The 25,464-nt window shown below is 70.4% G+C and carries 21 protein-coding genes; 11 read left to right on the forward strand and 10 right to left on the reverse strand.

What is annotated here, in order from left to right; genetic code table 11:
• Positions 1-203 precede the first annotated feature (203 nt).
• Complete coding sequence (locus tag ABZ796_RS11435; RefSeq protein WP_357336990.1) at positions 204-1,952, reverse strand: ABC transporter ATP-binding protein; 1,749 nt, start codon at positions 1,950-1,952, stop codon at positions 204-206.
• Positions 1,952-2,581 carry a helix-turn-helix domain-containing protein gene (locus ABZ796_RS11440; RefSeq protein WP_357336991.1) on the reverse strand — a complete coding sequence of 210 codons (630 nt, stop codon included), beginning with the start codon at positions 2,579-2,581 and terminating at the stop codon, positions 1,952-1,954. The genes ABZ796_RS11435 and ABZ796_RS11440 overlap by 1 nt, the downstream gene beginning before the upstream one ends.
• 179 nt (positions 2,582-2,760) lie before the next feature.
• Here ABZ796_RS11440 and ABZ796_RS11445 point away from each other — a divergent pair, with 179 nt between their 5' ends.
• The 8 genes from ABZ796_RS11445 to ABZ796_RS11480 all read left to right on the forward strand — a co-directional run bounded on the left by ABZ796_RS11445 (position 2,761) and on the right by ABZ796_RS11480 (position 12,271).
• Complete coding sequence (locus tag ABZ796_RS11445) at positions 2,761-4,470, forward strand: S8 family serine peptidase (protein WP_357336992.1); 1,710 nt, start codon at positions 2,761-2,763, stop codon at positions 4,468-4,470.
• A 74-nt stretch (positions 4,471-4,544) separates the two neighbouring features.
• Complete coding sequence (gene pnuC, locus ABZ796_RS11450; protein ID WP_357336994.1) at positions 4,545-5,168, forward strand: nicotinamide riboside transporter PnuC; 624 nt, start codon at positions 4,545-4,547, stop codon at positions 5,166-5,168.
• Positions 5,161-6,189 carry an AAA family ATPase gene (locus ABZ796_RS11455; RefSeq protein WP_357336996.1) on the forward strand — a complete coding sequence of 343 codons (1,029 nt, stop codon included), beginning with the start codon at positions 5,161-5,163 and terminating at the stop codon, positions 6,187-6,189. Before pnuC ends, ABZ796_RS11455 begins: the two co-directional genes overlap by 8 nt.
• Positions 6,186-7,751 (forward strand): MoxR family ATPase, encoded by a 1,566-nt coding sequence (locus ABZ796_RS11460; RefSeq protein ID WP_357336998.1) that lies wholly within the window; start codon positions 6,186-6,188, stop codon positions 7,749-7,751. The genes ABZ796_RS11455 and ABZ796_RS11460 overlap by 4 nt, the downstream gene beginning before the upstream one ends.
• Positions 7,748-8,464 carry a hypothetical protein gene (locus tag ABZ796_RS11465; protein ID WP_357337000.1) on the forward strand — a complete coding sequence of 239 codons (717 nt, stop codon included), beginning with the start codon at positions 7,748-7,750 and terminating at the stop codon, positions 8,462-8,464. Before ABZ796_RS11460 ends, ABZ796_RS11465 begins: the two co-directional genes overlap by 4 nt.
• On the forward strand, positions 8,461-10,305 hold the full coding sequence (locus tag ABZ796_RS11470) for a hypothetical protein (protein WP_357337001.1): 1,845 nt from the start codon (positions 8,461-8,463) through the stop codon (positions 10,303-10,305). Before ABZ796_RS11465 ends, ABZ796_RS11470 begins: the two co-directional genes overlap by 4 nt.
• Positions 10,298-10,918 carry a hypothetical protein gene (locus ABZ796_RS11475; protein ID WP_357337002.1) on the forward strand — a complete coding sequence of 207 codons (621 nt, stop codon included), beginning with the start codon at positions 10,298-10,300 and terminating at the stop codon, positions 10,916-10,918. Before ABZ796_RS11470 ends, ABZ796_RS11475 begins: the two co-directional genes overlap by 8 nt.
• Positions 10,919-10,921: 3 nt before the next feature.
• Entirely contained in the window at positions 10,922-12,271 is a 1,350-nt protein-coding gene (locus tag ABZ796_RS11480) for a hypothetical protein (protein WP_357337003.1), read from the forward strand.
• 22 nt (positions 12,272-12,293) lie between these two features.
• Here the strand turns inward: ABZ796_RS11480 and ABZ796_RS11485 are convergent, their stop codons facing one another.
• From ABZ796_RS11485 to ABZ796_RS11495, 3 genes are all read right to left on the reverse strand, one after another.
• A complete protein-coding gene (locus tag ABZ796_RS11485) occupies positions 12,294-14,285 on the reverse strand; it encodes a beta-galactosidase (protein ID WP_357337047.1) in 1,992 nt (663 codons plus the stop codon).
• A 5-nt stretch (positions 14,286-14,290) separates the two neighbouring features.
• Positions 14,291-14,938: a pyridoxamine 5'-phosphate oxidase gene (pdxH, locus tag ABZ796_RS11490; RefSeq protein WP_357337004.1), complete on the reverse strand. Its 648-nt coding sequence runs from the start codon at positions 14,936-14,938 to the stop codon at positions 14,291-14,293.
• 73 nt (positions 14,939-15,011) lie between these two features.
• Complete coding sequence (locus ABZ796_RS11495) at positions 15,012-15,515, reverse strand: hypothetical protein (protein ID WP_357337005.1); 504 nt, start codon at positions 15,513-15,515, stop codon at positions 15,012-15,014.
• Positions 15,516-15,620: 105 nt separating this feature from the next.
• On the opposite strand from ABZ796_RS11495, the gene ABZ796_RS11500 reads away from it, so the two are divergent.
• Positions 15,621-16,724, forward strand: coding sequence for a citrate synthase 2 (locus ABZ796_RS11500; RefSeq protein ID WP_357337006.1), 1,104 nt, complete (start codon positions 15,621-15,623; stop codon positions 16,722-16,724).
• A 78-nt stretch (positions 16,725-16,802) separates the two neighbouring features.
• On the opposite strand, the gene ABZ796_RS11505 is transcribed toward ABZ796_RS11500, so the two are convergent.
• Together ABZ796_RS11505 and ABZ796_RS11510 are read right to left on the reverse strand one after the other, a co-directional pair.
• Entirely contained in the window at positions 16,803-17,051 is a 249-nt protein-coding gene (locus ABZ796_RS11505) for a hypothetical protein (protein WP_357337007.1), read from the reverse strand.
• 18 nt (positions 17,052-17,069) lie between these two features.
• Positions 17,070-17,546, reverse strand: coding sequence for a GNAT family N-acetyltransferase (locus ABZ796_RS11510; RefSeq protein WP_357337008.1), 477 nt, complete (start codon positions 17,544-17,546; stop codon positions 17,070-17,072).
• Between the two features lie 43 nt (positions 17,547-17,589).
• Here ABZ796_RS11510 and serC point away from each other — a divergent pair, with 43 nt between their 5' ends.
• Positions 17,590-18,705 (forward strand): phosphoserine transaminase, encoded by a 1,116-nt coding sequence (gene serC / locus ABZ796_RS11515; protein WP_357337009.1) that lies wholly within the window; start codon positions 17,590-17,592, stop codon positions 18,703-18,705.
• Positions 18,706-18,805: 100 nt separating this feature from the next.
• Here serC and ABZ796_RS11520 read toward each other — a convergent pair whose 3' ends face one another.
• From ABZ796_RS11520 to ABZ796_RS11530, 3 genes are all read right to left on the reverse strand, one after another.
• Positions 18,806-19,780: a hypothetical protein gene (locus ABZ796_RS11520; RefSeq protein ID WP_357337010.1), complete on the reverse strand. Its 975-nt coding sequence runs from the start codon at positions 19,778-19,780 to the stop codon at positions 18,806-18,808.
• Entirely contained in the window at positions 19,777-21,003 is a 1,227-nt protein-coding gene (locus ABZ796_RS11525; RefSeq protein ID WP_357337011.1) for an SAM-dependent methyltransferase, read from the reverse strand. Before ABZ796_RS11525 ends, ABZ796_RS11520 begins: the two co-directional genes overlap by 4 nt.
• 151 nt (positions 21,004-21,154) lie before the next feature.
• Complete coding sequence (locus tag ABZ796_RS11530) at positions 21,155-23,953, reverse strand: FAD-binding and (Fe-S)-binding domain-containing protein (RefSeq protein ID WP_357337012.1); 2,799 nt, start codon at positions 23,951-23,953, stop codon at positions 21,155-21,157.
• Positions 23,954-24,104: 151 nt separating this feature from the next.
• On the opposite strand from ABZ796_RS11530, the gene ABZ796_RS11535 reads away from it, so the two are divergent.
• A complete protein-coding gene (locus ABZ796_RS11535; protein WP_357337013.1) occupies positions 24,105-25,463 on the forward strand; it encodes an MFS transporter in 1,359 nt (452 codons plus the stop codon).
• Position 25,464 lies beyond the last annotated feature (1 nt).

The raw sequence follows: 25,464 nt of genomic DNA on the forward strand, positions 1-25,464 counted from the left end.
GGATGCAGTTCCCTCGCGGAGTTCCACGAAGGAGGTGACCGCCGACCGAGTTACCTCGGTGAGCATTCCGCAACTCGCTCATGCCGCGGCCTCCTCGGGTGGCGCTGACCGAGTTACCTCGGTGTGGATGCAGTTCCCTCGCGGAGTTCCACGAAGGAGGTGACCGCCGACCGAGTTACCTCGGTGAGCATTCCGCAACTCGCTCATGCCGCGGCCTCCTCTGCACTGAGCTGGGAGGAGACGATCTCCTGGTAGGTGGCGTTGCCGGCGAGGAGCTCCTCGTGAGTGCCCTCGCCGACGATGGCGCCGTCCTCGAGCACGAGGATCTTGTCGGCGTCGCGGATGGTGGAGACCCGCTGGGCGACCACGATGACCGTGGCGTTGCGGGTCTCGGGGGCGAGCGCGGCACGGAGCCGGGCGTCGGTGGCGACGTCGAGCGCCGAGAAGGAGTCGTCGAACAGGTAGATGTCGGGACGACGCACCAGCGCGCGGGCGATCGCCAGGCGTTGCCGCTGGCCACCGGAGACGTTGGTGCCGCCCTGGTCGATCTCGGCGTCGAGGCCGGTGCCGTCCTCGGGGGCCATCCGCTCCACGAAGTCCCTCGCCTGGGCGACGTCCAGCGCGTGCCAGAGCTCCTCGTCGGTGGCGTCCGGCTTGCCGTGGAGCAGGTTGGAGCGGATGGTGCCGGTGAAGAGGAAGGCCTTCTGCGGGACCAGCCCGAGGGAGCTGCGCAGGGTGGCGGGGTCGAGGTCGCGTACGTCGATCCCACCCACGCGGACGACGCCCGCTGTCGCGTCGAAGAGCCGCGGGACGAGGCCCAGGAGGGTCGTCTTGCCGGCGCCGGTGGAACCGATGATCGCGACGGTCTGCCCGGGCCGGGCCTCGAAGGTGAGGTCGTGGAGGACCGGGTGGTCCGCACCGGGGTAGGTGAAGCCGGCTCCGGTCAGGTCGACGTACCCGTGCCGGGAGATCGCGGTGACCCCCGCTGTCGGCGGGGTCACGCTGGTCTCGGTGTCGAGGACCTCGGCGATCCGGTCGGCGCAGACAGCCGCGCGCGGCACCTGCATGAGCATGAAGGTGCCCATCATGATCGACATCAGGATCTGCATCAGGTACTGCAGGAAGGCGGTCAGCGGGCCGACCTGCATCAACCCGTCGTCGACCCGGATGCCGCCGAACCAGATCACCGCGACGCTGGCGACGTTGATGACCAACATCATCAACGGGAACATCGTCGACATCCAACGCCCGGCCCGCAGCGCGACGTCGGTGAGCTCGTCGTTGGCCTGCGCGAAGCGCTCGGTCTCCTGACGCTCACGGACGAACGCGCGGATCACCCGGATGCCGGTGATCTGCTCGCGCAGGATGCGGTTGACCGCGTCGATGCGCTCCTGCGCCTTTCGGAAGTTGGGGACCATGCCGCGCACGACGACGGTCATGGAGATGAGCAGCGCGGGGATGACGACCGCGAGCAGCCAGGAGAGCCCGGCATCCACCTGGATGGCCATCACGACGCCGCCGACCATCATCATCGGCACCATCACCGCGAGGGTGCAGGTGAGCACGGCGAGCATCTGGACCTGCTGGACGTCGTTCGTGGTCCGGGTGATCAGCGAAGGGGCGCCGAAGCGGCCGACCTCGCGAGCGCTGAAGGAGCCGACCTTCGCGAAGATCGCCGCCCGCAGGTCGCGGCCGAAGCTCATCGAGCTGCGGGCGGCGAAGTACACACTGACGATCGAGGCGAGGATCTGCACCAGCGCGACGCCGAGCATGATCGCACCGATCCGGAGGATGTAACCCGTGTCGCCCTCGGCCACGCCCTTGTCGATGATGTCGGCGTTCAGGCTGGGCAGCAGCATGAAGGCCGAGGTCGAGAAGAGCTGCAGGATCGCGATGACGACCAGGAACCTCTTGTACGGGAGCAGGTAGTCCCGCAGCAGTCTGAGAAGCATCAGTCATTCCCTCTGGTCAGGATGCCACCGAGCAGCACGTCGATGACGTCCTCGCTGCTCAACGGCTGGTTCGTTCGGTTCAGACCGGGGAGCCAAGCCCCGATCGTGAGGCTGCGCAGCACCTGCGCGGCCTTTCGTGGCGGCAGCCGCAGCTCGTCCGCGTGCGGCTCGAAGACGAGCGTCGTCAGGTTGTCGATGAGGGCCTTGTTGGCCTCGATGAGGAACTTCGGTGGACCGGGCGGATGACGTACGCCCTCGGGATCCGGCTCCTCCGTCACGGCCGAGCGCACTGCCATCATGACGAGGAGGCCGCGCTGCGACGTCGCGGCGAGCAGGTCGATGACGGCACGGAGCTTGTCCTCGATGTCGGCCTTGCCCTCGACCACCTCCGCCATCGAGTTGCCACCCCTGGCCGGGTCGAAGACGTTCTCGGCCACGGCACGGTAGAGCTCCCGCTTGTCGCGGAAGTGCCGGAAGATCGTGCCTTCGGCGACTCCGGCCGCCTCGGCGATGAGCCTGGTCGTCGTCGCCGTGCCGTGCTCGATCAGCAGCGTCTCGGTCGCCGCGATGATCGCGGCGCGCCGGTCGGCTGCGGGAATCGGCTTGGCCCGGGTACGTCGTTCGTCCACGTCGATGAGTCTAAGTGAGTGAGCACTCACTCACAACCTAATTATGGGTGGATGCTGTTCCCAAACCCTGTTCGACCAGATGCCGACTAGGGCATGCTGGGGCGCACTGTCGAGCCGACAAGGGCCACGGCAGGGGTGGTCCCGACAATCTCGACCACCGAATCGGGAATGGAGACAGCATGCGTAGGTTGTTGACAGGCGCGGCCGCCGTCGCGCTGGGGGTCACCGGCACCCTCGTCATGGCGAACTCGGGAAACGCCACCTCCGACCAGGAGGTCCGCTATGTCGTGGCATACGCCGAGGGATCCTCGGCCGCCAGCGCCCGTGCCGCGGTGAAGGCCGCGGGGGGCGAGATCGTCTCGGAGAACAGTGCCATCGGAGTCGCCACGGTCACCGCGGGTGAGGGCTTCGCCGAGGCGGCCAACGCCTCGAGCGCCCTCGTCGGCGCGGCCCAGGACAGGATCGTGGGCGCCACGACCCCGGACGCGGCGAGCAAGGCCCGCAAGCAGGAGGTGTCGAAGGTCGAGACCGAGTTCCGCGGCGGCAAGGGCACCGCACCCAAGAAGCCGAAGCCCCAGGGCAAGACCGAGCCGCTCTCCGGTCTGCAGTGGGACATGGCCCAGATCGACGCTGCGGCGGCCAACAAGACCGAGCGCGGCAAGGGTGTCCGCGTCGGCATCCTGGACACCGGTGTCGACGGGTCGCACCCCGACATCGCGCCCAACTTCGACGCGAAGCTGAGCCGCAACTTCACCACCGACATCCCGGTCGATGCCAACGGCGCCACGGTCGACGGTCCGTGCGAGGACGAGCCCGACGCCTCCTGTGAGGACGCGGCCGACGTCGACGAGAACGGCCACGGCACCCATGTCGCCTCGACGATCGCCTCTCCGGTCAACGGCATCGGCATCTCCGGGGTCGCCCCCCAGGCCGACATCGTCAACCTGCGCGCCGGCCAGGACTCCGGCTACTTCTTCCTGCAGCCCTCGGTCGACGCGCTGACCTACGCCGGCCGCAACGGCATCGACGTGGTCAACATGAGCTACTACGTCGACCCGTGGCTGTTCAACTGCACCAACCACCCGGCCGACTCCCCCGCGGACCAGGCCGAGCAGGTCACGATCATCACCGCGATGCAGCGTGCCCTCGACTACGCCCGCGCCCGTGGCGTCACCCTCGTCGCGGCCGCCGGCAACCAGGCGATCGACTACACCAAGCCGCAGACCGACGCGAGCAGCCCCGACTACGCCAGCGAGCCCGGCGAGGCCGCCTACGTCCGCGACCTGCTCGACCCGGAGTCGTGCGTCTCGATGCCCACCGAGGGCAACGGGGTCATCGCGGTCAGCGCCACCGGCCCGTCCGAGCGCAAGTCCTACTACTCCAGCTACGGCAACGGCTTCGTCGACGTCGCGGCGCCTGGTGGGGATGCGTACGACACGGCCGACGGGACCCGCGACTACGCCGCCACCATCCTGGCCGCCTACCCCTACGACCTGGGCGTGGCCGAGGGTGCGATCGACCCGGCGACCGGCGAGGTCCTGGTGCCGTGGGCGGTCGCGGACTGCTCCAGCGGTGAGTGCTCGTACTACCAGTACCTGCAGGGCACCTCGATGGCCTCCCCGCACGCTGCCGGTGTGGCCGCGCTGATCGTCGGCGAGTACGGCAAGCACGACCGCTCCGGCAAGACCCTCTCGCCCGCCACGGTCGAGAAGATCCTGCGCAAGTCGGCCACCGACAAGGCCTGCCCGGTGCCGGCCGACTTCACCTACGTACGCCACCTGCCCAACGGCACGACGGCCACCTCGACCCACACCTGTGAGGGTGGCGAGGCGCCGAACGGCTTCTACGGCAGCGGCATCGTGAACGCCAAGGCGGCGGTCGGTCGCTGACCTCGTCCCACCTGCGAAGGGCCCGGATGCTCAACCCGAGCATCCGGGCCCTTCCCGTCCTTTAAGGTTCGGCCATGCAGAGTTGGTGGGTGGCGCACTGGGTCGAGATCGCCGGGGTCGTCACCGGGGCGGCGTGCGTGATCCTGGCCGCGCGGCGGAGCATGTGGACCTATCCGGTCGGGATCGCCAACACCGCGCTCTATCTGGTCGTCTTCGCCGAGAGCGCGCTCTACGCCGACGCGGCGCTGCAGATCATGTTCATGGTGCTCTCGGTGACCGGCTGGGTCGACTGGTCGCTGGCCCGGCGACGGGAGTCGGAGGCACTTCTGCGCCGTGACGAGGCGTTCGTCGGGACCGCCTCGGCCCGTACGCTGCTGCTCCTGGCGCTGGGGTTCGTGGTGGCGCTGGCGGCGATCGCGTACGTCCTGCACGCCTTCACCGACTCCACGACCGAGCTCCCCGATGCCTCGGTGACCGCGGGGAGCGTGATCGCGCAGATCATGCTCAACCGGCGCTGGTGGCAGTGCTGGCTGGTCTGGCTGGCCGTCGACGTCGTCTCGGTCGGCCTGTACGCCTACAAGGGGCTGTGGCCGACCGCGGTGCTCTACCTGGGCTTCTGCGGGATCGTCCTGGTCGCGCTGCGGGACTGGCGCCGGGTGCTGGTCGCCCCGCGCGAGCCGGAGGTCGCGAGTGTCTGACTACGGGCACGGGCTGGTGCTCGGGAAGTTCTACCCGTTCCACGCCGGCCACCAGGCGCTCATCCGCGCGGCCCTGCGGGCCTGCGACCGGGTCACGGTCGAGCTCCTCGGCTCGCAGGTGGAGACCATCCCGCTCGAGGTGCGTGCGGAGTGGCTGCGCGAGGAGCACCCGACCGCCCACGTGGTCGCCGCGATGGACGAGGCCAGGGTCGACTTCGACGACCCTGCGGCCTGGGACGAGCACATGGTCGTCATCTCCGAGCTGCTGACAGCCCCGGTCGACGCGGTCTTCTCCTCCGACGCCTACGGCGAGGAGCTCGCCCGGCGGCTGGACGCGACCTGGGTCCAGGTCGATCCCGGGCGGGTGGTCAACCCCGTCTCCGGCACCGCGATCCGGCTCGACCCGACCGCGCACTGGGCCGAGCTGCCCGCTCCGGTCCGCGCCTGGCTCACCGAGCGGGTCGTGGTGCTCGGCGCGGAGTCGACCGGCACCACGACGCTCGCCACGGAGCTGGCGCTCGACCTGGGCACGCACTGCGTCCCGGAGTACGGCCGACTCTGGTCGGAGGTCCGCCTTGGCGGCCTGTTCACCCCCTGGCGCAGCGACGAGTTCGACCTGATCGTGGACCGGCAGATCGGTTGGGAGGACGCCGCCCGGCGCCGGGTGCCGAGGCCCGTCCTGGTCTGCGACACCGACGTGCTGGCGACGACGCTGTGGCACGAGCGCTACGTCGGCCCGACGCCGGCCCACCTGATCGACCACGCCGCGCAGCATCGGCCGGTCGCGTATGTCCTGACCGGCGACGAGATCCCGTTCGTGCAGGATGGGATGCGCGACGGCGAGCACGTCCGACACGGGATGCAGGAGCGGTTCCGCGAGGTGCTGGCCGAGCAGCCGGTGCCGTGGGTCGAGGTCCGCGGCAGCGTGGCGGAGCGGCTCGCCGCGACCAAGGAGTTCCTCGAGCCGCTGCTCGGGCGAAGCAACCGGATCGGCCCGTCGTTGGAGGAGCTGGGTAGATGAGCGACAGATGGCAGAAGACCTCGGCCTCGCCGACCGTCCCCCACGTCCAGCACGGCGGGCCGCGCGACGGGTTGACCGCCGCCGACCTCTTCCGGTCCCCGGACGAGACCGTGGAGCTGGACGAGAAGCTGCGGCGTACGTACTTCTGGCTGGTCAACAAGGCGGTGATCTCGCCGTTCTACGACGTCGAGTTCGACGCCGCGAAGGCCAACCGGTTCCCGCTCGGCGACGCCGGCGCGGAGATCACCCTGCCGACCCAGCCGGCCTACTCCTCCAACGTGCTGCTGCCGCTGCTCACCTTCGCGGTCGGCGGGAAGTGCCTGATGGTCGGCGGGCCGGGCCGCGGCAAGACCACGCTCGCGGTGCTGATGGGGGTGCTGTCCGGGGAGACCCCGCAGGACGTACGCCGCCACCTGCAGCAGGGGCAGCCGCAGCTGACCGTGTCGGACCTGGTCGGGCTGCCGCTGCCGCGCGACCTCGTCGCCGCGGGCTCGCTGGCGGAGATCACGATCGCCTGGAAGTCCTGGCTGACCCGAGGCGTCAAGATCGTCGACGAGTACAACCGCATCCCCACCAAGACCCAGTCGGCCCTGCTCACGATGGTCGCCGAGGGCTATGTGGAGAGTCACGACCAGCTGCGCCGGACGGCTCCCGAGCAGGGCGTCGAGAGCTGGTTCTTCACCGCCAACGACGACTCCGGCGGCGGCACCTTCCAGGTCATCCAGGCCCTCAAGGACCGGCTCGACGTCACCGTGCAGGCGTTCGGCTTCAACGGCCGCTTCTTCGACGAGCTGGTCACCCGGGTCGAGGCCGGCGAGCGGCCGGAGGAGCACGTGCCGGCCTCGCTGGTCTTCTCCGCCGACGAGCAGACCACGATGCTGGCCGCGATCCGGGCGGTGCCGCTGCCCGCGGACGTACGCCGGAGGCTGGAGTACTTCACGGGGCAGTTCGAGTTCGTCCAGCACGGTGGGCGACGCTTCGAGTACCGCACCAAGGACGTCGTCGCGACCGCCGGTGGTGACGTGAGCGCGGTCATCGACGCCAACTCCGGCGCCGACCTGGTCGTCGACCTGGGCGCCCAGACCCTCAACGGCCTCTCCGTGCGGGCGCTGCAGACCCTGATCCTGTACGCCAAGGCGTCGGCGTGGTTCCGCGGTGCTGCCTCCGTCGGGCTCGACGACGTGCGTGCCATGGTGCCGTTCGTGCTCCGCGGCAAGCTGCTGCCCAACCCGCAGCATCCTCGCTTCGAGGCCGGCGACAAGGAGCTCGCCCACGACCCGGCCTCCTGGCTCGTCGACCTCTTCGACACCGCGATGAAGCAGTTCGTCGCGCTCGGCCTCGAAGGCAACGACCCGGTCGGCGACCTGCTCGCCGAGCTCGGCGGCGGCCTGGACGGGCTCGACCGGCTGACCGTCTCGCAGCGGCTGACCCGGATCGAGTCGGAGGTCGGCAGGATCTCGAAGGTCGGCAAGATCTACGGCCGCGACTACGACGACCTGGTCGCACTGAAGTATCTCCACCAGCGCTACTCCAACTACCTCCACTGGCTGGAGGGGTCATGATCCGGCGTCCCGGGCACTCGGTGAACGCCTCGCTCCGGCTCGGTGCGGCGTCGTTGCCTGCGGTGGCTGGTCTCGACCTCGATCTCGCCGCCGACAATGTCTTCCGCTGGGGCGGAGATCGGGCTCTGTACGTCGCGTTCCTGAGCGCGGCGCTGGCGGTCCCGTCGGCGAATGCTCACCGAGGCGATGTCCTGAGCTTGTCGAAGGGTAACTCGGTGAGCGATCCAGCGCTCGTCCAGGATCTCGCCGCGGTCGCTGCCTGGCGGGCCGGCGTCATCGGGCTGCGCACGGACGCGCTCCGCGCAGTCTCCGTGCTGTCGGATGCCGGGCTGGCAGACGCCGTCGGCGCGATGCTCGGGATGCTCGGCACCGACGTGGCCGGATTCGCCGAGGGGCAGCGTACGGACCGGTTCTTCTGGCCGGCCTGGCGGAACCTCGACCGCGCCTATCTCCTGGCGAGGATCGGTGGGTTCGCGGGGCTCGGCGGGCCCTGGCTGGCGCACCCCGGAGACGTCATCGCGGCGGGCGAGGGCCGGTGGCTGGTGGAGGTCGGCGAGGAGCTGTGGCAGGTCGACGCCGACCTGTTCGGACATTCGGTCTCCCTGGCGGGCGAGGAGCCCTCGGACACGTCCGACGCCGCTGGAACCACCGGGGTCCGGGTGGTCAGCGTGCCCACGTCCTACCTGCTCGAGGTCGTGCGGGAAGCCGCATGAGGGCACCGACCGCGGCTGAGCGCGAGGCGTGGGACACGGCCCTGGACCTGTGGGGCGTCGACCTCCACGACCCGGTCGTGCACACCCGTTCCGACGAGGCCAGCTTCGCCTGGTTCGGGTTCCCGCCGGAGGTCAACGTCGATCCCGGCGAGCTCGCCCGCCATGGCGGAGAGGGCCACCTGACCAGCGTCTTCGCTCACGAGATCGGCCATCACGTGCTCTCCCCGAGCACGCGGGTCGACTCGCTGAAGATCCGTCAGCAGATGGCGCGGGTGATCGACCTCTACGACCGGCAGCACCGCCTCGACCTGGCCGCGGCGAGCGGGTTCTGCGCCAACCTGTGGTCCGACATGATCATCAACGACCGGGTGATGCAGCTGCAGCGCTCCCGGATCGCCCCGGACGAGACCCCCGAGATGGTGCAGCTCAGCCGGGCCCTCGCCGCGCCCGCGCTCGCCAAGGGGCCGCGCGGCGCCGACGACAACGAGCTGTGGTGGGTGGTGCAGCGGGCCTACGAGCTCCTCTGGCGGCTCCCCGAGGGATCCCTCGCCTGGCCCGAGCCGCCGACGCGCTGGCGAACGGACTACGAGCAACAGTTCCGCAGTGCCCGGCGCCGCCTGCGCGGCTCGAAGTCGAAGCAGCGGCACGAGACCTACCTGGCCCAACGGGAGGTCGACGAGCTCGAGTACGACCCGCGTGCAGGCCTCGACCCGGCTCACGACGCGACGACGGTGGCCGATGTCGTGCGTACGCTCGCCGCCGACCCGGTCAGCGGCGCGGTGCCCTGGGCGATGGTGATGGCGCCCTACCTCTTGTTGGGATTCAGGAGCACCGGTTGCCACGAGGACTCGCCGGGCGCACCCAGCGCGGCCGAGCTCGCCGGAGCGATCGGCGACCCACGCCTGCAGCAGCCCTTGGTGCACCCCGACGACACCGAGGTCGTCCTCGCCGACGGCGCCGCGGCCTCCGCCGACGGCGGCGGGCAGGCGCTCGGGTTGGCTCGGACGCTGGAACTGATGGCCGGCGCCGACCCTGACGCGGTGATGGCGGCCTGGTACGAGGCCGAGGCCCGCCCGCACGTCGCACCCCTGGTGCAGCGCGGGCTCGCTCCCGTCGGGCCCACGATCCCCGGGCCCCTGGAGGAGTGGGAGCTCGGCGACGACCTGGCCGAGCTGGACTGGCCGGCCACGCTGACCACGGGTGCGGTGTTCGTCCCCGGGGTGACCACCCGGCGGCGTACGTTCATCGCGGACGAGCCCGAGATCGACAGCGAGCCGGTGCTGCTCGACCTCTACCTCGACTCCTCGGGGTCGATGACGCACCCGCAGCGCGGCTCGGCCGCGATCGTCGCCGGGACGATCCTGTCGCTCTCGGTGCTGCGCGGCGGCGGACGGGTGCGGGTCACCTCGTGGAGCTCTGCCGGCCAGGTCGCCGGCGACAGCGCCTACACCCGCGACCGGGTCGAGATCATGCGCCAGCTGACCACCTTCTTCGGCGGCGGCACGACCTTTCCCCTGGACCTCCTGCGTGCCCGCTACCCCGATCTCCCACGGCCGAACGACGGGCAGCGCCACCTCGTCGTCCTCTCCGACGCCGGGCTCGACACGTTCCTGGGCCGAGGCCAGGAGGAGTACGCCGGCGTCGCCCCCGCCGTGCGGCGCGTGATCGACACCGGCTCTCTGATGATCATCGGACACTGGCGCGGGCAGTCACGCGAGGAGGCCGAGCGGCTCGGCTACGACGTCGCCGAGATCCCGGACGTGACGCAGGCGCCCGCGGCGTGCGCGGCGCTCGCCGCCCGGATCGCGGCCTACACCCCGGAAGGAGCAACCCGTGGCTGACGAGGAGCTGTTCGAGGCCTGGCTCGACGAGGAGCTCGACGACGCCTGGAGCGGACTGACGCCCGGGCCGTCTGTCGACGAGGTGATGGCCCGGATCTCGACCACCCCCTCGTGGTTCCTCGACCACGCCGTCGACATCGTGGCGCTGGCCGGCGACGTGCTCGACGCCTCCGACGGACGCTTCCTCGCGGCCGCCCGGAGGGTGGCCGCGACCGGGAAGGCGGCGGCGCGCCAGGGAGCCGGGGTCGTCCTGTGGCTGGTCGCCTCGCAGGAGCTGGCTGGACCGTTCTCGACGGCGCTGCGCGAGGACCGGCTCGACCGAGCGCTCGTGACCCTGTCGATGCGCCTGCCCGCGGTCGTCGACCCGTCCCTCTGGGTCGAGGAGGCCGAGCGGCGCGAGGAGGCAGCGCGGACCTTCCTGCTGTGGAACGGGCAGCTGCCGGCGCGTGAGGACGAACGCAACGCCCGGGCCCTGCTGTCCCGCCTCGACTCCGCGGCTCGTGCCGAGGCGCTCGAGCGGGCCCGGCGCGACCGGGAGCACCGCTCCGAGATCCGGCGGCGCCTGGAGGACGCGCGAGCGCGTGAGGCCGCCAGCCGCTACAGCCCGGAGTGATCGTTGAGCGATTCTCCGAAGGACCCGCTTGACCTGGCCGAATACACCCCGATGGCCTCGGCCGCCCTCACCGACGCCGAGCGCTGGCCCGGTCTGTCGGAGGACGGCGAAGCTCGGCTCGCCGCGGCGGACGGCCATCCCGCGGCGCCCGTCTGGCGACACCGGGTCGGCCACCGACTCACCCGCGCCGAGCAGGAGGCGGCCCGTTCACAGCTCCCGGTCGACGGCTGGCTGGAGCAGCACCTGGCCGTGGCGAGGGCGCTCCCGGCGTACCGCCGTCATCGGGGAAAGCTGGCCACGATCGGCGAGTTTCCGCTGATCAGCCGGCAGAACCTGGTCGACGACATCGGCGGGTTCGTGCCGCTGGACGCCGACTACAGGCGGATGCTGCACGGCACCTCCTCGGGGAGCACCGGGGCGGCGCTGGTCATGCCGGACGACCCCGACGAGCTGGCCCGCGGGTTCCACTGGCTCCGCGACCTGGTCGCCGGCCTGACCGGCGACTGGACGCCCGATCCGGCTCGCTTCGCCGTGGTGCAGGTCGTGTGGCAGCGTCAGGCGTTCACGTACGTCTCGGTCGCTCCCGGCTTCGGCGAGAGCCTCGTCGCCCGGGTGAACCTGCACCCCGGCGAGTGGGCGACGCAGGACCAGCGGGCGTTCCTGCGGGACGCCGACCCGCAGGTGGTCTCCGGCCATCCCACGTCGCTGGAGCATCTCCTCGGCCTCCGGGACGTCGTACGCCCGATCGCGATCATCTCCTCCGCGATGGCGTTGAGCACGACGCTGCGCGCGGAGCTGGAGCGGACCTTCGAGTGCCCGGTGATCGACGTCTACGGGCTGCACGAGACCCGTCCGGTGGCGGTCAGCACCGACGGCGGTCCGTTCGTCGTCGCCGACCGCCGGGTGCACGTCGAGATCCTCGGGCCCGACGGCTCCGCGCTCCCCGACGGCGAGATCGGCGAGATCGTCGTCACCGCAGGTGAGAACGGCTTCCTGCCGCTGGTCCGCTACCGCACCGGCGACACCGGTCGCTTGGTTCGCGTCGATGGTCGCCCCGCGATCGATGCCCTCGAGGGACGTGAGGCGACGGTCTTCACCACGCCCACCGGCGCCCTCGTCCCCTGCGTCGACCTCACCCAGCACCTCCAGGACGCGGGCGCGCGCGGCTGGTCCGTCGAGCAGGCCACCGACGGCAGCGTCGTCGCGACGATCGCCGGTGGCGACGCCGCCGCGGTCGGCGCCCGCCTCGGCGCCATGCTCGCCCGCGACGTCACCGTCCGCCGGGTCGCGACCCTCGCCGACCTGGGCGACGGCAAGCCCCGCCGCTACCGGTCCCTTCGTCTAGGTACGTAGGGAAAGGAACCAAGGGTCACCCTCACCCCTCCCGGATGACCGCGACCTGCCCCGCGCGGACCAGATGAGGGCCGCCCTCGCTGTCGGAGAGCAGGTCGGTGCCGTGGACGGGGACGATGACCGCCTCGTGGGTGTGGTTGATGACGAAGACGTACGTCCCCTGCTCACCGACCCGGCGGATCGCCTCGACGCCCTCAGGGAGGCCCCCGACGACAGGCTTGGTCGTGGTGAAGATCTGGGTGGCCAGGGTGTCCATGGCCTCGGGCGTGAGCTCGGTGCCGACGTACCAGGCGGTGCCCTTGCCGACGCGCCTGCGCGTCACGGCCGGGTCGCCGGCGCAGTCGCCGGTGGCGTACGCAGCGACCACATCGGCCCCGACGGCGCGGCCGCGCTCGCTCCAGATCGTGCCGGAGCCGTAGGCGGTCAGCGGGATCTCCTCGCCCTCGGGAAGCGGGCAGAACTCCTCGATCCTCACCCCGAGAAGGTCGGACAGCGCCCCCGGGTAGGCGCCCAGCCGGATGTGGTCATGCTCGTCGACGATCCCGGTGAAGTAGGTGGCGACCAGGGTGCCGCCGGCCTCGACGAAGGTGGCGAGCCGGTCGACGGTCTCATCCGAGAGCAGGTATTGCACGGGCAGCACGACGACGTCGTAGCCGTCGAGCGGGTCGGTGACACCAATGACGTCGACGCCGAGGTTGCGGGCCCAGCAGGCCTTGTGCCATGCCCGGGCGGTCGCCATCGGGTCGACGTCGAGCGACGGGTGCGAGTCGAAGGTCGCCGCCCACCACGAGTCCCAGTCGAAACAGATCGCGACGCCGGCCTGCTCCACCCGGGTGCCGGCGACCTCGGCGATCGCGGAGAGATCCGCCCCGAGGCGTACGACATCCCGCCAAAGCCGGCTCTCGGTGCCGGCGTGCGGGACCATCGCCGAGTGGAACTTCTCCGCGCCCCCGCGCGAGGCACGCCACTGGAAGAACAGGGCGCCGTCCGCGCCGCGCGCGACGTGCTGGAAGGAATTGCGGCGCATCTCGCCGGCGGTCTTGGCGATGTTGCGCGGCTGCCAGTTGACCGCGGACGTGGAGTGCTCCATCAGCAGCCACGGCTCACCGTGGGCCCAGGACCGGGTCAGGTCGGCCGTCATCGCGAGCTGCGGGGTGCGGTCCTCGTCGGCGGCGGTGAGGTAGTGGTCGTTGGAGACGAGGTCCTCGACCTCGACCCAGCTCCGGTAGTCGAGGGACTTGCGAAAGCCCATGAAGTTGGTGGTCAGCGGCTTGTCGGAGTGCGCCCGCACCGCCGCCGCCTCGACCCGGAAGATGTCGCGGATCTCGTCGGAGCAGAACCGCCACCAGTCCAGCTGCTGACCGGGGTTGGCGAAGTTGCCGTAGGAGACCTGCCGCGGCGGCCCGATCTGGTCCCAGCTGGTGTAGCACTGGCTCCAGAAGGCCGTCGCCCACGCCTCGTTGAGCCTCTCGACCGAGCCATGACGCTCCTGCAGCCAGCGCCGGAAGGCCACCGCGCTGGCATCACAGAAGCAGTGGTCGTTGTGGCAGCCGTACTCGTTGTTGACGTGCCACATCACGACCGCCGGGTGGTCGTCGTAGCGCTTGACCAGCTCGGTGATGAGGGTCGTGGCGGCATCGCGGTAGGCGAACGACGAGGGACAGTACGCCTGGCGCGCACCGAACGCGCGCGGATGGCCGATCTGGTCGACGAGCGTCGCCTCCGGGTGACGCTCGAGGAACCAGGGCGGCGGGCTCGCGGTCGCGGTCGCCAGATCCACGGCGATCCCACCCTCGTGCAGCTTGTCGAGCACCCGGTCGAGCCAGCCGAAGTCGTAGGTCCCCGGCTCAGGCTCCAGCAGCGCCCAGGAGAAGATCCCCACGCTGACCAGGTTGACCCCGGCCTCCCGCATGAGGCGTACGTCCTCGTCCCAGACCTCCTGCGGCCACTGCTCCGGGTTGTAGTCGGCGCCGTAGGCGATCCGCCCGCCCAGCGCCCGGGTGACCTGCTCCATCCCCCTCAAGGGGCCAGCCTCTCCGTGCACCACCGCTCGCCCTCACGGCGGTAGACGAGCCGGTCGTGCATCCGCCCCGGCCGCCCCTGCCAGAACTCCACCCGCTCCGGCTCGACCCGGTAGCCGCCCCACTCCTCGGGCACCGGGACCGGTTGCCCCTCGAACTGCGCCTCGACCCTTGCGTACGCCTCTTCCAGCTCCTCGCGGCCGGCGACGACGCGGCTCTGGTGGGAGGCGTGGGCGCCGAGCTGGGAACCGCGCGGACGCTGGGAGAAGTAGGCCTCGACGTCTTCGGGGGGAAGCTCGTGCGCGACGCCGTCGATGCGTACCTGCCGCTCCAGCGGGTGCCACGGGAAGAGCACCGCGCAGCGCGGGTTGCCCTCGAGATCGGAGCCCTTGCGGGAGGCGGTGTTGGTGAAGAAGGTGAAGCCCTCGGTCGAGAAGCCCTTCAGGAGCACGGTGCGCGAGGAGGGTGCGCCGTCGGCCGAGACGGTCGAGACCACCATCGCGTTGGGCTCGACGATGCCCGCGTCACGGGCCTCGGCGTACCACTTCTCGAACTGCTCGAACGGGTCCGCCGCGAGGTCACCCTCGGTCAGACCGCTGCGAGTGTAGGACTCGCGCGCGGCCGCCAGCTCAGCTGAGAGATCCATGCTCTCAACCTACGACTTCGTGGCGCCGCCGGTGCCACCGGACTCAGCCCATGCGGGGTCAGCCCATGCGGAGTCAGCCCATGAAGGCCTTGACCTGCGTGCCCGACTCGTCGAGCTTGTCGCCCAGCTGCTCCAGCGCCGAGCCGACCTTCTCCAGGAGCTCGGCGATCGTCTCGAGGGATCCGGAGAGATCGTCGAGCGCCGAGCCGGCGCCGCCGATCTCCTTCGCAGCGCTCGCGATCGACTTGGCCGGACCGTCGGCCATCGGCACTCGACCGAGCCCCTCGGCCACGTCGGCGAGCCGGTCGACGCTCTTGGAGATCGCGGCGGAGATACCGCCCAGCGAGGTGGCGACGTCGCCCAGCGTTCCCTTGATCCCGGCGGTGCCGTCCCCGATCAGCACGGCGCCGGCCTCACGGGCTCGCCCACCGGCCGCCTCGAGGCCCTCGCCGAAGGAGTCGAACAGCTTCGGCAGCCGCTCGACCGATGCCAGCACGTCCTTGTTCTCGGTGATCAACGTGATCACCTTGTCGATGTCCTTGGCATTGAGGCCGCCGACGAGTTTCCCCAGGTCCATGGTCGCTGACACTAGCGTCGCGACCCGTACCACGACCGCGCCCCACGCCCGGGTCAGAGCCAGGATGCGGCACAATGCCCATGACAACAGAGAACGGAGAAGGTAGTGAGCCAGGTACAGCACGGCCTCGAGGGCGTCGTGGCCTTCGAGACCGAGATCGCAGAGCCAGACAAAGAGGGTTCGGCCCTTCGCTACCGCGGGGTCGACATCGAGGACATCGTCGGGCGGGTGCCGTTCGAGAACGTCTGGGGTCTGCTGATCGACGGCTCGTACGGCCCCGGGCTGCCGCCCGCCGAGGCCTACAACCTGCCGGTGCACACCGGTGACGTGCGCGTCGACGTCCAGGCCGCCATCCCCATGCTCGCCCCCGCCTTCGGGTTCGGGCAGACGTATGACATCTCCGACGAGCAGGCCCGCGAGGACCTCGCCCGCGTGGCCGTCATGGTCCTCTCGTACGCCGGTCAGTCGGCGCGCTCCATCCACCTCCCGGTGGTGCCGCAGCGCGAGGTCGACAAGGGCAGCACCCTGGCCGAGAAGTTCCTGATCCGCTGGCGGGGCGAGGCCGACCCGGCTCACGCGCACGCGATCGACGCCTACTGGTCCTCGGCCGCCGAGCACGGCATGAACGCGTCCACCTTCACCGCCCGGGTGATCACCTCCACCGGCGCCGACGTGGCCGCGGCGTTCTCCGGCGCGATCGGCGCGATGAGCGGCCCGCTGCACGGCGGCGCACCCTCGCGCGTGCTCGGCATGATCGAGGACGTCGAGAAGACCGGCGACGCCGACGCCTATGTGAAGGGGCTGCTCGACTCCGGCGAGCGGCTGATGGGCTTCGGCCACCGCGTCTACCGCGCCGAGGACCCCCGTGCGCGCGTCCTGCGCCGAACCGCCCGCGAGCTCAACGCGCCCCGCTACGAGGTCGCCGAGGCCCTGGAGAAGGCAGCGCTCGCAGAGCTTCGCGCCCGCCGTCCCGACCGCGTCCTGGAGACCAACGTCGAGTTCTGGGCCGCCATCGTGCTCGACTTCGCCCAGATCCCGGCCAACATGTTCACCTCGATGTTCACCTGCGCCCGCACCGGCGGCTGGTCCGCCCACATCCTGGAGCAGAAGAAGACCGGGCGGCTGATCCGCCCGAGCGCCATCTACACCGGCCCCTCCCCCCGCCCCGCCGACGCGGTCGAGGGCTGGAACGCCGACTGGGCGAAGTAATCACCCGCTGACCCGAGGAACCGACCGGCTCTGGCCGGTCGGTTCCTGCGTCTGCGGCGGCCGGCCGAGCGGCTCGACTCAGCCTCGGTTCCGCTGGAAGAGCGTGGTGATCTCGTCGAGCGCTTTCGCCAGTTCGTCCGAGATCTCGCCGGTCTCGAGTACGTCAGCGGACATCTCGCCGCCGGCTTCGACGTCACTGACCAAGGCTTCCACGGCGCGCTGGACGAAGTCAGTCACGCTGTGGACGGCGCCATCGGCGACGAGCTCACGGATCGTCTCGAGCTCAGGCCCCGACAGTGTGATCACGATCTGCTCAGCATCTGCCATGGCAAGGAGCGTACGCCTTCAGACGAGGCGCTTGGCCATGCAGACCACGAGGTCGTCGTCCTTGTAGTAGCCGAACGGCTCGACGTCGACATAGCCGTTGGCTACGTAGAGCCCGATGGCCTCGTGCTGGAGACCGCCGGTGGTGAGGACCATGGCCTCGAACCCGGCACTGCTCGCCGAGGCCTCGACGTGGGCGAGCATGCGCTTGGCGAGGCCTCGGCCCTGGGCCTCCGGGACGACGTACATCCGCTTGATCTCGGCGGTCACCACGGTGTCGAGGGCGGGCTCGCCGGAGCGTCGCCAGGCGCCGGAGGCGACCGGGACGTCGTCGAGGTAACCCAGGAAGTAGGCGCCCGTGGGCGGCTCGAACATCTCCGGCAGCGTCGGGTCGTAGTCGGGTTCGCCGTAGCGCTCGACGTAGAACTCCTGGACCCGATCGACCAGCTTCTGGGCATCCGGGTGGTCGTACGCGACCCGGCGAATCTCAACAGACACGTCGGTATTCTGGCCGATGGCCGCGACTTGCGAGAATGGGTTTATGACGCTGCAGATCCCCGCCGACCTCCTGCCCGCCGACGGACGTTTCGGCTCCGGGCCGTCCAAGGTGCCCACCGGCCGCCTGGAGGCGCTCGCCGCGACCGGGGTGTCGGTGATGGGGACCTCTCACCGGCAGCAGCCGGTGAAGGATCTCGTCCGCCGCGTCCAAACCGGCCTGGCCGACCTCTTCTCCCTTCCGGAGGGCTACGAGGTCGTCATCGGCAACGGCGGCTCGGTGGCGTTCTTCGACCTGGTGACGTACGCCCTGGTGCGCGAGCGCAGCCAGCACGCTGTCTTCGGTGCGTTCGGCAAGAAGTTCCTCTCCGCGGCGAAGGCGGCGCCGTGGCTGGCCGACCCCTCGGTGATCTCGGCCGAGCCGGGGTCGCTGGCGGTGCCGGCGCACGAGGACGACGTCGATGTTTACGCCTGGACACATAACGAGACCTCGACGGGCGTGATGGCTCCCGTCGTCCGTCCGGCTGGCGCAGGGGCGGACCAGCTCACCATCGTCGATGCGACCTCGGCCGCCGGTGGGCTCCCGCTCGAGGTGACCCAGAGCGACGTCTACTACTTCGCGCCGCAGAAGTCGTTCGCCTCCGACGGCGGCCTGTGGCTGGCGCTGCTCTCCCCCGCCGCGGTCGCACGCGCCGAGGAGATCGCGGCGAGCGGCCGGCACATCCCGTCGTTCTTCTCGCTGACCGAGGCGATCAAGCAGTCCCGCAGCGCGCAGACCGTCAACACCCCGTCGGTGGCGACGCTCTTCCTGATGGCCGAGCAGCTCGACTGGATGAACTCCTCCGGCGGGCTGGAGGCGATGGTCGCCCGCACCACCGCCTCCTCCGACGCGCTCTACGCGTGGGCCGAGAAGGCGCCGTACGTCCATCCGTTCGTCGAGGACCCCGCCCACCGCTCCCTCGTCGTCGGCACCGTCGAGCTCGACGCCGGCATCGACAAGGACGAGCTGCGCCGCGTACTCGCCGAGAACGGCATCGTCGACCTCGACGCCTACCGCGGGATCGGCACCAACCAGCTCCGGATCGCGATGTACCCCTCCGTCGACGCCGCCGACATCGAGGCCCTCACCGCCTGCATCGACTGGGTCGTCGACCGCCTCTGACCCGCCGAGTCGGCTCGTCCTGACGAAATCCGATGCCGAGTCGGCTCGTTATGACGAGCCGACTCGGCGGGAATCTCGGTCAAGACGAGCCGACTCGGCGTCAGGTGCGTTTGCGGAAGAGGAAGTACGCAGCGACGGCGAGCACCACCAGCGCGGCCGGGCCCAGCGACCCACCGCTGTCCGAGTCGCTTCCGGAGTCACCGTCCTTGGCGCCGGTCTCATCGCCCGCCGGTTCGGTCGCGTCCGGTGTCGGGTCGGCGGTCGGGGACGGCTCCTCGCCGAGCACCTCAGTCACCAGCTCGGGGTCGACGCGGATCACCTCGGCGCGGATGCCTTCGCTGGTCACGACGACCTCACCCTTCGCGGTGACGCCGATGGCCTCGCCCTGCTCCTGGTCGGGGGTCCGGAACGAGCCCACCCGGTCCATGGACGGCCAGTCGTAGATCGTGGCGGAGTAGTAGCCGCGCACGACCACGTGCTTGCCGTCGGGGAAGAAGGCGCCGTCGGTGGCCATCGGGATGACCGGGGCGACCTCCTTCAACCGGTTGGGGCCGTCGGGGTCGAGGCGTTCGGGCACGGCGTAGAGCCGGCCGCCTCCCCAGTCCTTCGTGGCGACGAAGATGCGGCCGTCGGGATGAGCCAGCAAGGACTCGGCGTTGTGCGGCCCGTCGGGGTAGACGAGCTCGTAGACGGTCGGCGAGACCGTGCGCTCGCCGCGCCCGACCCGCACCTTCGCGATCTTGATCGAGTCCCAGACGCCGTTGTTGTCGCCGATGTCGCCGACCCAGACGTGGTTGCGGCCTGCCGGCGCGAGGCCCTCGACGTCGACCGGGTCCGCGGCCCAGTGGGTCACTCCGACCGTGTCACCGCGGGAGTCGACAGTGAAGACGCGTCCGCTGTCCCCGGAGTCGTTGGTGGTGGCGTACAGACCCTTGCCGAGCGGCGTCAGCGCGCTGGCCTCGCTGATCGTCGGGTCGGAGAAGGCGAAGAAGACGTCGTCGCCGGCGGCGGTCGCGGGCACGGAGGAGATCAACACCAGCCCGAGTGCGCCCGCGGCGGCGACGATCGCCTTCATCGCTCGGAGAGCAGCTCGCCGAGCTTCGGACGTACGCCCCACTCGGCCACGAGCTCGTCGTACTCCTTCTTCACCGAACCGCCCTTGACCGGCGAGCCGGTGCGGATCGCGCGGAGCATGGTGTTGCGCGGGGTGTGCTGGCTCTCCACGAACTGCACGACCTCCACGCGGTAGCCCGCGAGGCGCAGCAGCGACGCGCGCAGGGCGTCTGTCAACGTGTCGGCGAAGCGCTCACGGAGGATGCCGTGGCGGGTGAGCATGGAGTAGGGCGCCGGGGTCGGGGCCTTGCGCAGCTGGGCGGCGATGTCGTGGTGGCAGCACGGCGCGGCCAGCACCAGCGGCGCCTCCCACTCGATCGCACGGGCGAGGGCGTCGTCGGTGGCGGTGTCGCAAGCGTGCAGGGCGAGGACGACGTCGGGCTTCTCGTCGAGCTGAACCCCGTCGATCGTCCCGGCCACGAACTCGGCCTTGCTGTATCCGAATTCCTTGGCGAGCTCGTCCGCGATCTTCGAGTTGTGCTCCCGCGACTGCTCCTTGACGTCGACACCGGTGACGACGACGGGCAGCTCGCGGACCTCGGTGAGGTAGCGCTGGGCGGCGAAGGTCAGGTAGCCGTTGCCGGCCCCCAGGTCGATGATCCGCAGCGGCTCCTCGGCGGTCGGCCGGCGCACCTTCCCGGACTTCATCGCGTCGGTCAGGGCGGCATCGAGCTGGCGCAGGAACTCCTCGACCTGGCGGTACTTCGCCTGGCGCGACGGCTTCAGCTTCCCGTCCTTGTCCGAGAGGCCGAGCACCCGGAAGACCGGGTCGGACTCCGGCAGCAGTCGCTCCTTGGCCTGGTCATGGCCACGTTCGACCTCGACCGGCGCGGTCAGCTCCGTGGTCGAGACGAGCGCCGTCGTGGGCGTCTTAGCCTGGATCTGGGTCTGCTCGGTCGCGGTCGTGACGATCCAGTTGGCGAACGGTTCGTCGAGAAGATCGTCCAGTGACGAACTATCTCCTACGGGATGGTTCGCGGTGAACGCCTGGGTCGCGTCGTACGTCGTGATCTGCAGATGTCGTCCGGCCTTGAGGTCGACGTAGCGGATCTCGGCGCGACGCCACTTCGGTGCGCTGCCACGCTGCTTGCCGGAGGCAACCGCCTTGACCAGCTGTTCGGGATCGAGGATCACCGATCGCATCCGGTTCAGCGCCCGCAGCAGCGGCTCGGACTCCCTGCTCAACTCAGCACCCCGGCAATGACGACCACCAGCAGAAGGGCGACCAGCGCGCCGGGAATGATCATTCGGCGGTAACGCGGGTTCACCGCTTCAGTCTAGGCGCGGGCCGGGCCCCAACACCCATCCCCGACCCCATCCGCGACCCCGCCGCAGATCAGACGCGCGAGGCGAAGAGCTCGGCGAGGTGCATGGTGGGCACCGAGGCGAGGTCGTCGAGCTGGACGCGACACGACATCCCGTCGGCCAGGATGACGGCATCGGGGTGGGAGCGGACCGCCGGGAGCAGATGGGTCTCCGCGACCGCGACCGACACCTCGTAGTGCCCTTCCTCGACCCCGAAGTTGCCGGCCAGGCCGCAGCAACCCGAGACCCGGGTGACCTTCGCACCGGCCTGGGTCAGCAGCGCCTCGTCGTCGACCCAGCCCAGGACGGCGTGCTGGTGACAGTGCGGCTGCGCGACGACCTCGACTCCGGTCAGATCCGGCAGCGAGGCCCGTCCCTCGCCGACCAGCCGCTTCACCAGCTCGGCGAAGGTGAGCACCCCGTCACGTACGACCTCGGCCTCGGGCAGCGCCGAGAGCTCCACCGAGTCCGACCGCAGCGTCGCGGTGCACGACGGCTCCAGGCCGATGACGGGGACGCCGGAGGCGACATAGGGCGCCAGCGTACGCACGGTCTTCTCCATGATCTTCCGAGCGTCGTCGAGCTGGCCGGTGGTGATCCAGGTGAGCCCGCAGCAGGCCTTCTCGCCGATCACGCGGACGGTCAGGCCCTGCGACTCGAGCCACGCGATCGCGCCATGACCGGACTGGGCGAAGAAGTGGTCGGTGAAGGAGTCGGCCCAGATCCACACGTCAGGGGTCTCGGGGAGCTTCGCGGTCGGTGCCGAGCGCTTCAGCGTCTTCGGCGCGAAAGAGGGGATCGAGCGCCGCTGGTCGATGCCCGCGGTCTTCTTGGCGATCTTGGCGAGCGGCGAGATCTTCAGCGACGCGTTGGCCACCTGGGTGAACGGCGCCGCGAGCCGTGCCCACTTCGGCAGTTGGCCGAGGAGTGCGTGCGAACGCGGCCGGCGCTCCCCGAGGACGTCGTGCTTCTGGTAGAGCGCCTCGGACTTGTAGGTCGCCATGTCGATGCCCGTGGGGCAGTCGGAGGCACACCCCTTGCAGGCCAGGCACAGGTCGAGCGCCTCGCCCACCGCAGGGTCACCGAGCCCACCGACGAGCGAGCCGTCCAGCGCCTCCTGCAGCACCCGCGCGCGCCCACGAGTGGCGTCCTTCTCCTCGCGAGTGGCGAGGTAGGAGGGGCACATGACTCCCGCGGTCTTCGGCGCCACGCACTTGCCGACGCCGGTGCAGCGGTGCACGGCGGCACCCAGGTCACCGGAGTCGTGGATCAGCCGCAGGCCGGTCCGGGGAAGGGCACGGGGCCGCACCGGACGCAGGTCGTCGGTGATCGAGGCGGGCCGCACGATGTTGCCCGGGTTCAGCAGCTCGGACGGGTCACAGATGCCCTTGACCTGCTCGAACAGGTCGATGGAGGTCGAGTCGTACATGATCGGCAGCAGCTCCGAGCGCACCCGCCCGTCTCCGTGCTCGCCCGACAGCGAGCCGCCGTAGGTGACCAGCTGCGTGGCGCACGCGGTCATGAACTCTCGGAAGACCTGCGCCGACTCCGGCGAGTCCGGGGCGAACGGGAAGTCGATGCGGCAGTGGATGCAGCCGTCGCCGAAGTGGCCGTAGGGATAGCCGTGCAGGCCGAACGACTCCAGGATCCCCTCGAAGTCGCGCAGCCACGCGCCGAGATGCTCCGGCGGGACCGCGGCGTCCTCCCAGCCGGAGTGGGCAGGCGTGGGCAACGAGACCCCGGCCAGCCCGGCACCGTCCTCGCGGATCCGCCACAGCGCGGCCGCCTCGAGGGGGTCGATGACCACCCGCGACTCGAGCGCCCCCGACTCGGCGGCAAGACGTTTCACCAGGTCAGGCGCATCCTGGCCGGCGACCTCGACCATCAGCCAGCCGGCGCCCTTGGGCAGGTCAGGCACAGCCCGGCCCTTGGCGCGCACGAGATCGGCGATCCGGGCGTCCATTCCCTCGCACGCGATCAGCCGGCCCGGCGCCACCTGCAGGAGCGAGGGCACCGCGTCGGCGGCGTCCGCCATCGTCGGGTAGCCGAGCACCAGCAGCAGCCTCCCGGGCGAGTCCTCGACGAGCCGGACGGTCGTCTCCAGGATGGTCGCCAGGGTGCCCTCGGTGCCGGCCAGGAACCGGTCGACCCGGCCGCCCTTCTCGGGCAGCAGGTGCTCGAGCGAATAGCCCGAGACCTGACGCCCGAACCGGCCGAACTCGGTCCGGACGTGGCCGAGGTTGGCGCCGACGAGCGCCTGGAGCCGCTCGGCCGTCTCCCCGGTCGAGACGCCGTCCGTGTAGGTCGCCTGCTCGCCGTTGCCGAAGAGCACGCTCAGCGCCTCGATGTTGTCGACGGTGCGGCCGTAGCCCAGTGCACGGTTGCCGCAGGCGTTGTTGCCGATCATCCCGCCGATGGTGCAGCGGGTGTGGGTGGACGGGTCCGGTCCGAACCGCAGACCATGGGGAGCGGCCGCGCGCTGCAGGTCGGCGTGCACGACGCCCGGGTCGATCCGCGCGGTCCGGGCCTCGGGGTCGATCTCGTAGATGGTCCGCAGGTCGCGGGTGTCCACGACGATCCCGGACCCGACGGCGTTGCCGGCGATCGAGGTGCCCGCACCTCGCATCGTCACCGGCACCCCGGTCGTACGGGACACCGCGTGCACGGCGAGCAGCTCGTCGCGCGACCGCACCCGAACGACCACCGACGGCACCACCCGGTAGAGGCTGGCGTCGCTGGAGTAGAGCGCCCGGGCCAGCGGCGAGTCGTCGACCCGGCTGATCCCCTGGTTGCGCAGCTCATTCACCAGATCCGAGGCAGTCGCATTCACCCGCTCATTGTCACAGACCCCGGCGGCGTCACCGGCCAGCGCCCACCGTCGACGGCCACAACGCGAACCCGTCTCAGTGAGCGATATGCGACTCTCATATAATGGGACGACCCGCCAGAGGCGGGCCCTTCCAGACCTCGGAGAGAGACCCATGTCCGCCACCCCCGCACCGGCCAACCCGCGCTCGCGCGTGCTCGTCGCCAGTCTCATCGGGACGACGATCGAGTTCTACGACTTCTACGCGTACGCGACCGCAGCCGTCCTCGTCTTCCCCGCCCTCTTCTTCCCGGCCGGCGACCCGACCACAGCGCTCCTGGCGAGCTTCGCGGTCTTCGGCGCCGCGATGGTCGCCCGCCCGATCGGCGCGATCTTCTTCGGCCACCTCGGCGACCGGCTCGGCCGCAAGACGACCCTGGTCATCTCGCTGCTCACCATGGGCATCGCGACCTTCCTGATCGGTGCGCTCCCGACGTACGAGACCGTTGGCTGGGTCGCCACCGCGCTGCTCGTGCTGATGCGCCTGGCCCAGGGCTTCGCGCTCGGCGGCGAGTGGAGCGGTGCCGCGCTGGTCGCGACCGAGAACGCCCCCGAGGGCAAGCGCGCGATCTTCGGTACGTTCCCGCAGCTCGGCGCGCCGCTGGGCTTCATCCTCTCCAACGGCCTGTTCCTGGCCATCGCGGCGCTGCTCTCCGCCGAGGGCGCCGACCCGACCAAGCCCTCCGACGCCTTCCTGGCCTGGGGCTGGCGGGTGCCGTTCCTCTTCTCCGCGATCATGGTCATCGTCGGTCTGTGGGTCCGGCTGCGCCTGGTCGAGAGCGACGTGTTCACCAAGAGCCAGGACGCCGGCCTGGTCCGCAAGGTCCCGCTGGCCTCGGTCGTGCGCAACCAGGGCAAGCAGCTGATCCTCGGCACCTTCTTCATGCTGGCGACCTACGTCCTCTTCTACCTGATGACCGCGTTCTCGCTGTCGTTCGGCACCGCCGCCAAGGACCTCCCCGTGCCCGGACTGGGCTACGGCTACACGAACTTCGTGCTGATGCTGATCTTCGGCGTGATCTTCTTCGGCATCTTCACCATGGTCTCCGGGCCGCTGGCTGAGCGCTTCGGCCGCCGGCGGCTGCTGATCGCGGTCACCCTCGGGATCATCGTCTTCGGCCTGGCCTGGGTGCCGCTGGTCAACGCCGGCACCGTCGGTGTGATCCTCTGGCTGGTTCTCGGCTTCTCCCTGATGGGCCTCACCTTCGGCCCGATGGGTGCGCTGCTGCCGGAGCTGTTCCCGACCAGCGTGCGCTACACCGGCTCCGGCATCTCCTACAACGTCTCCTCGATCCTCGGCGCCGCGGTGGCGCCGTTCATCGCGGTCGCGCTGTGGAAGCAGGGCGACGGCTCGCCGGTCCTGGTCGGCGTCTACCTCTCCGTGATGGCCGTGATCACCTTGATCTCGCTGCTGATCGGCAAGGAGACCAAGGACGTGGCGCTCGAGGAGACCCCGGAGACGACCACCGTCTGAA

Source organism: Nocardioides sp. NPDC047086 (assembly GCF_040643685.1).
Lineage (GTDB): Bacteria > Actinomycetota > Actinomycetes > Propionibacteriales > Nocardioidaceae > Nocardioides.

Coding starts and splice junctions, on each gene's coding strand:
- ABZ796_RS11445 (WP_357336992.1), top strand. CDS start 2,761: ATGCGTAGGTTGTTGACAGGCGCGGCCGCCGTCGCGCTGGGGGTCACC.
- ABZ796_RS11460 (WP_357336998.1), top strand. CDS start 6,186: ATGAGCGACAGATGGCAGAAGACCTCGGCCTCGCCGACCGTCCCCCAC.
- ABZ796_RS11505 (WP_357337007.1), bottom strand. CDS start 17,051: ATGGCAGATGCTGAGCAGATCGTGATCACACTGTCGGGGCCTGAGCTC.
- ABZ796_RS11495 (WP_357337005.1), bottom strand. CDS start 15,515: ATGGACCTGGGGAAACTCGTCGGCGGCCTCAATGCCAAGGACATCGAC.
- pdxH (WP_357337004.1), bottom strand. CDS start 14,938: ATGGATCTCTCAGCTGAGCTGGCGGCCGCGCGCGAGTCCTACACTCGC.
- ABZ796_RS11435 (WP_357336990.1), bottom strand. CDS start 1,952: ATGCTTCTCAGACTGCTGCGGGACTACCTGCTCCCGTACAAGAGGTTC.
- ABZ796_RS11520 (WP_357337010.1), bottom strand. CDS start 19,780: ATGAAGGCGATCGTCGCCGCCGCGGGCGCACTCGGGCTGGTGTTGATC.
- ABZ796_RS11470 (WP_357337001.1), top strand. CDS start 8,461: ATGAGGGCACCGACCGCGGCTGAGCGCGAGGCGTGGGACACGGCCCTG.
- serC (WP_357337009.1), top strand. CDS start 17,590: ATGACGCTGCAGATCCCCGCCGACCTCCTGCCCGCCGACGGACGTTTC.
- pnuC (WP_357336994.1), top strand. CDS start 4,545: ATGCAGAGTTGGTGGGTGGCGCACTGGGTCGAGATCGCCGGGGTCGTC.
- ABZ796_RS11465 (WP_357337000.1), top strand. CDS start 7,748: ATGATCCGGCGTCCCGGGCACTCGGTGAACGCCTCGCTCCGGCTCGGT.
- ABZ796_RS11535 (WP_357337013.1), top strand. CDS start 24,105: ATGTCCGCCACCCCCGCACCGGCCAACCCGCGCTCGCGCGTGCTCGTC.
- ABZ796_RS11485 (WP_357337047.1), bottom strand. CDS start 14,285: ATGGAGCAGGTCACCCGGGCGCTGGGCGGGCGGATCGCCTACGGCGCC.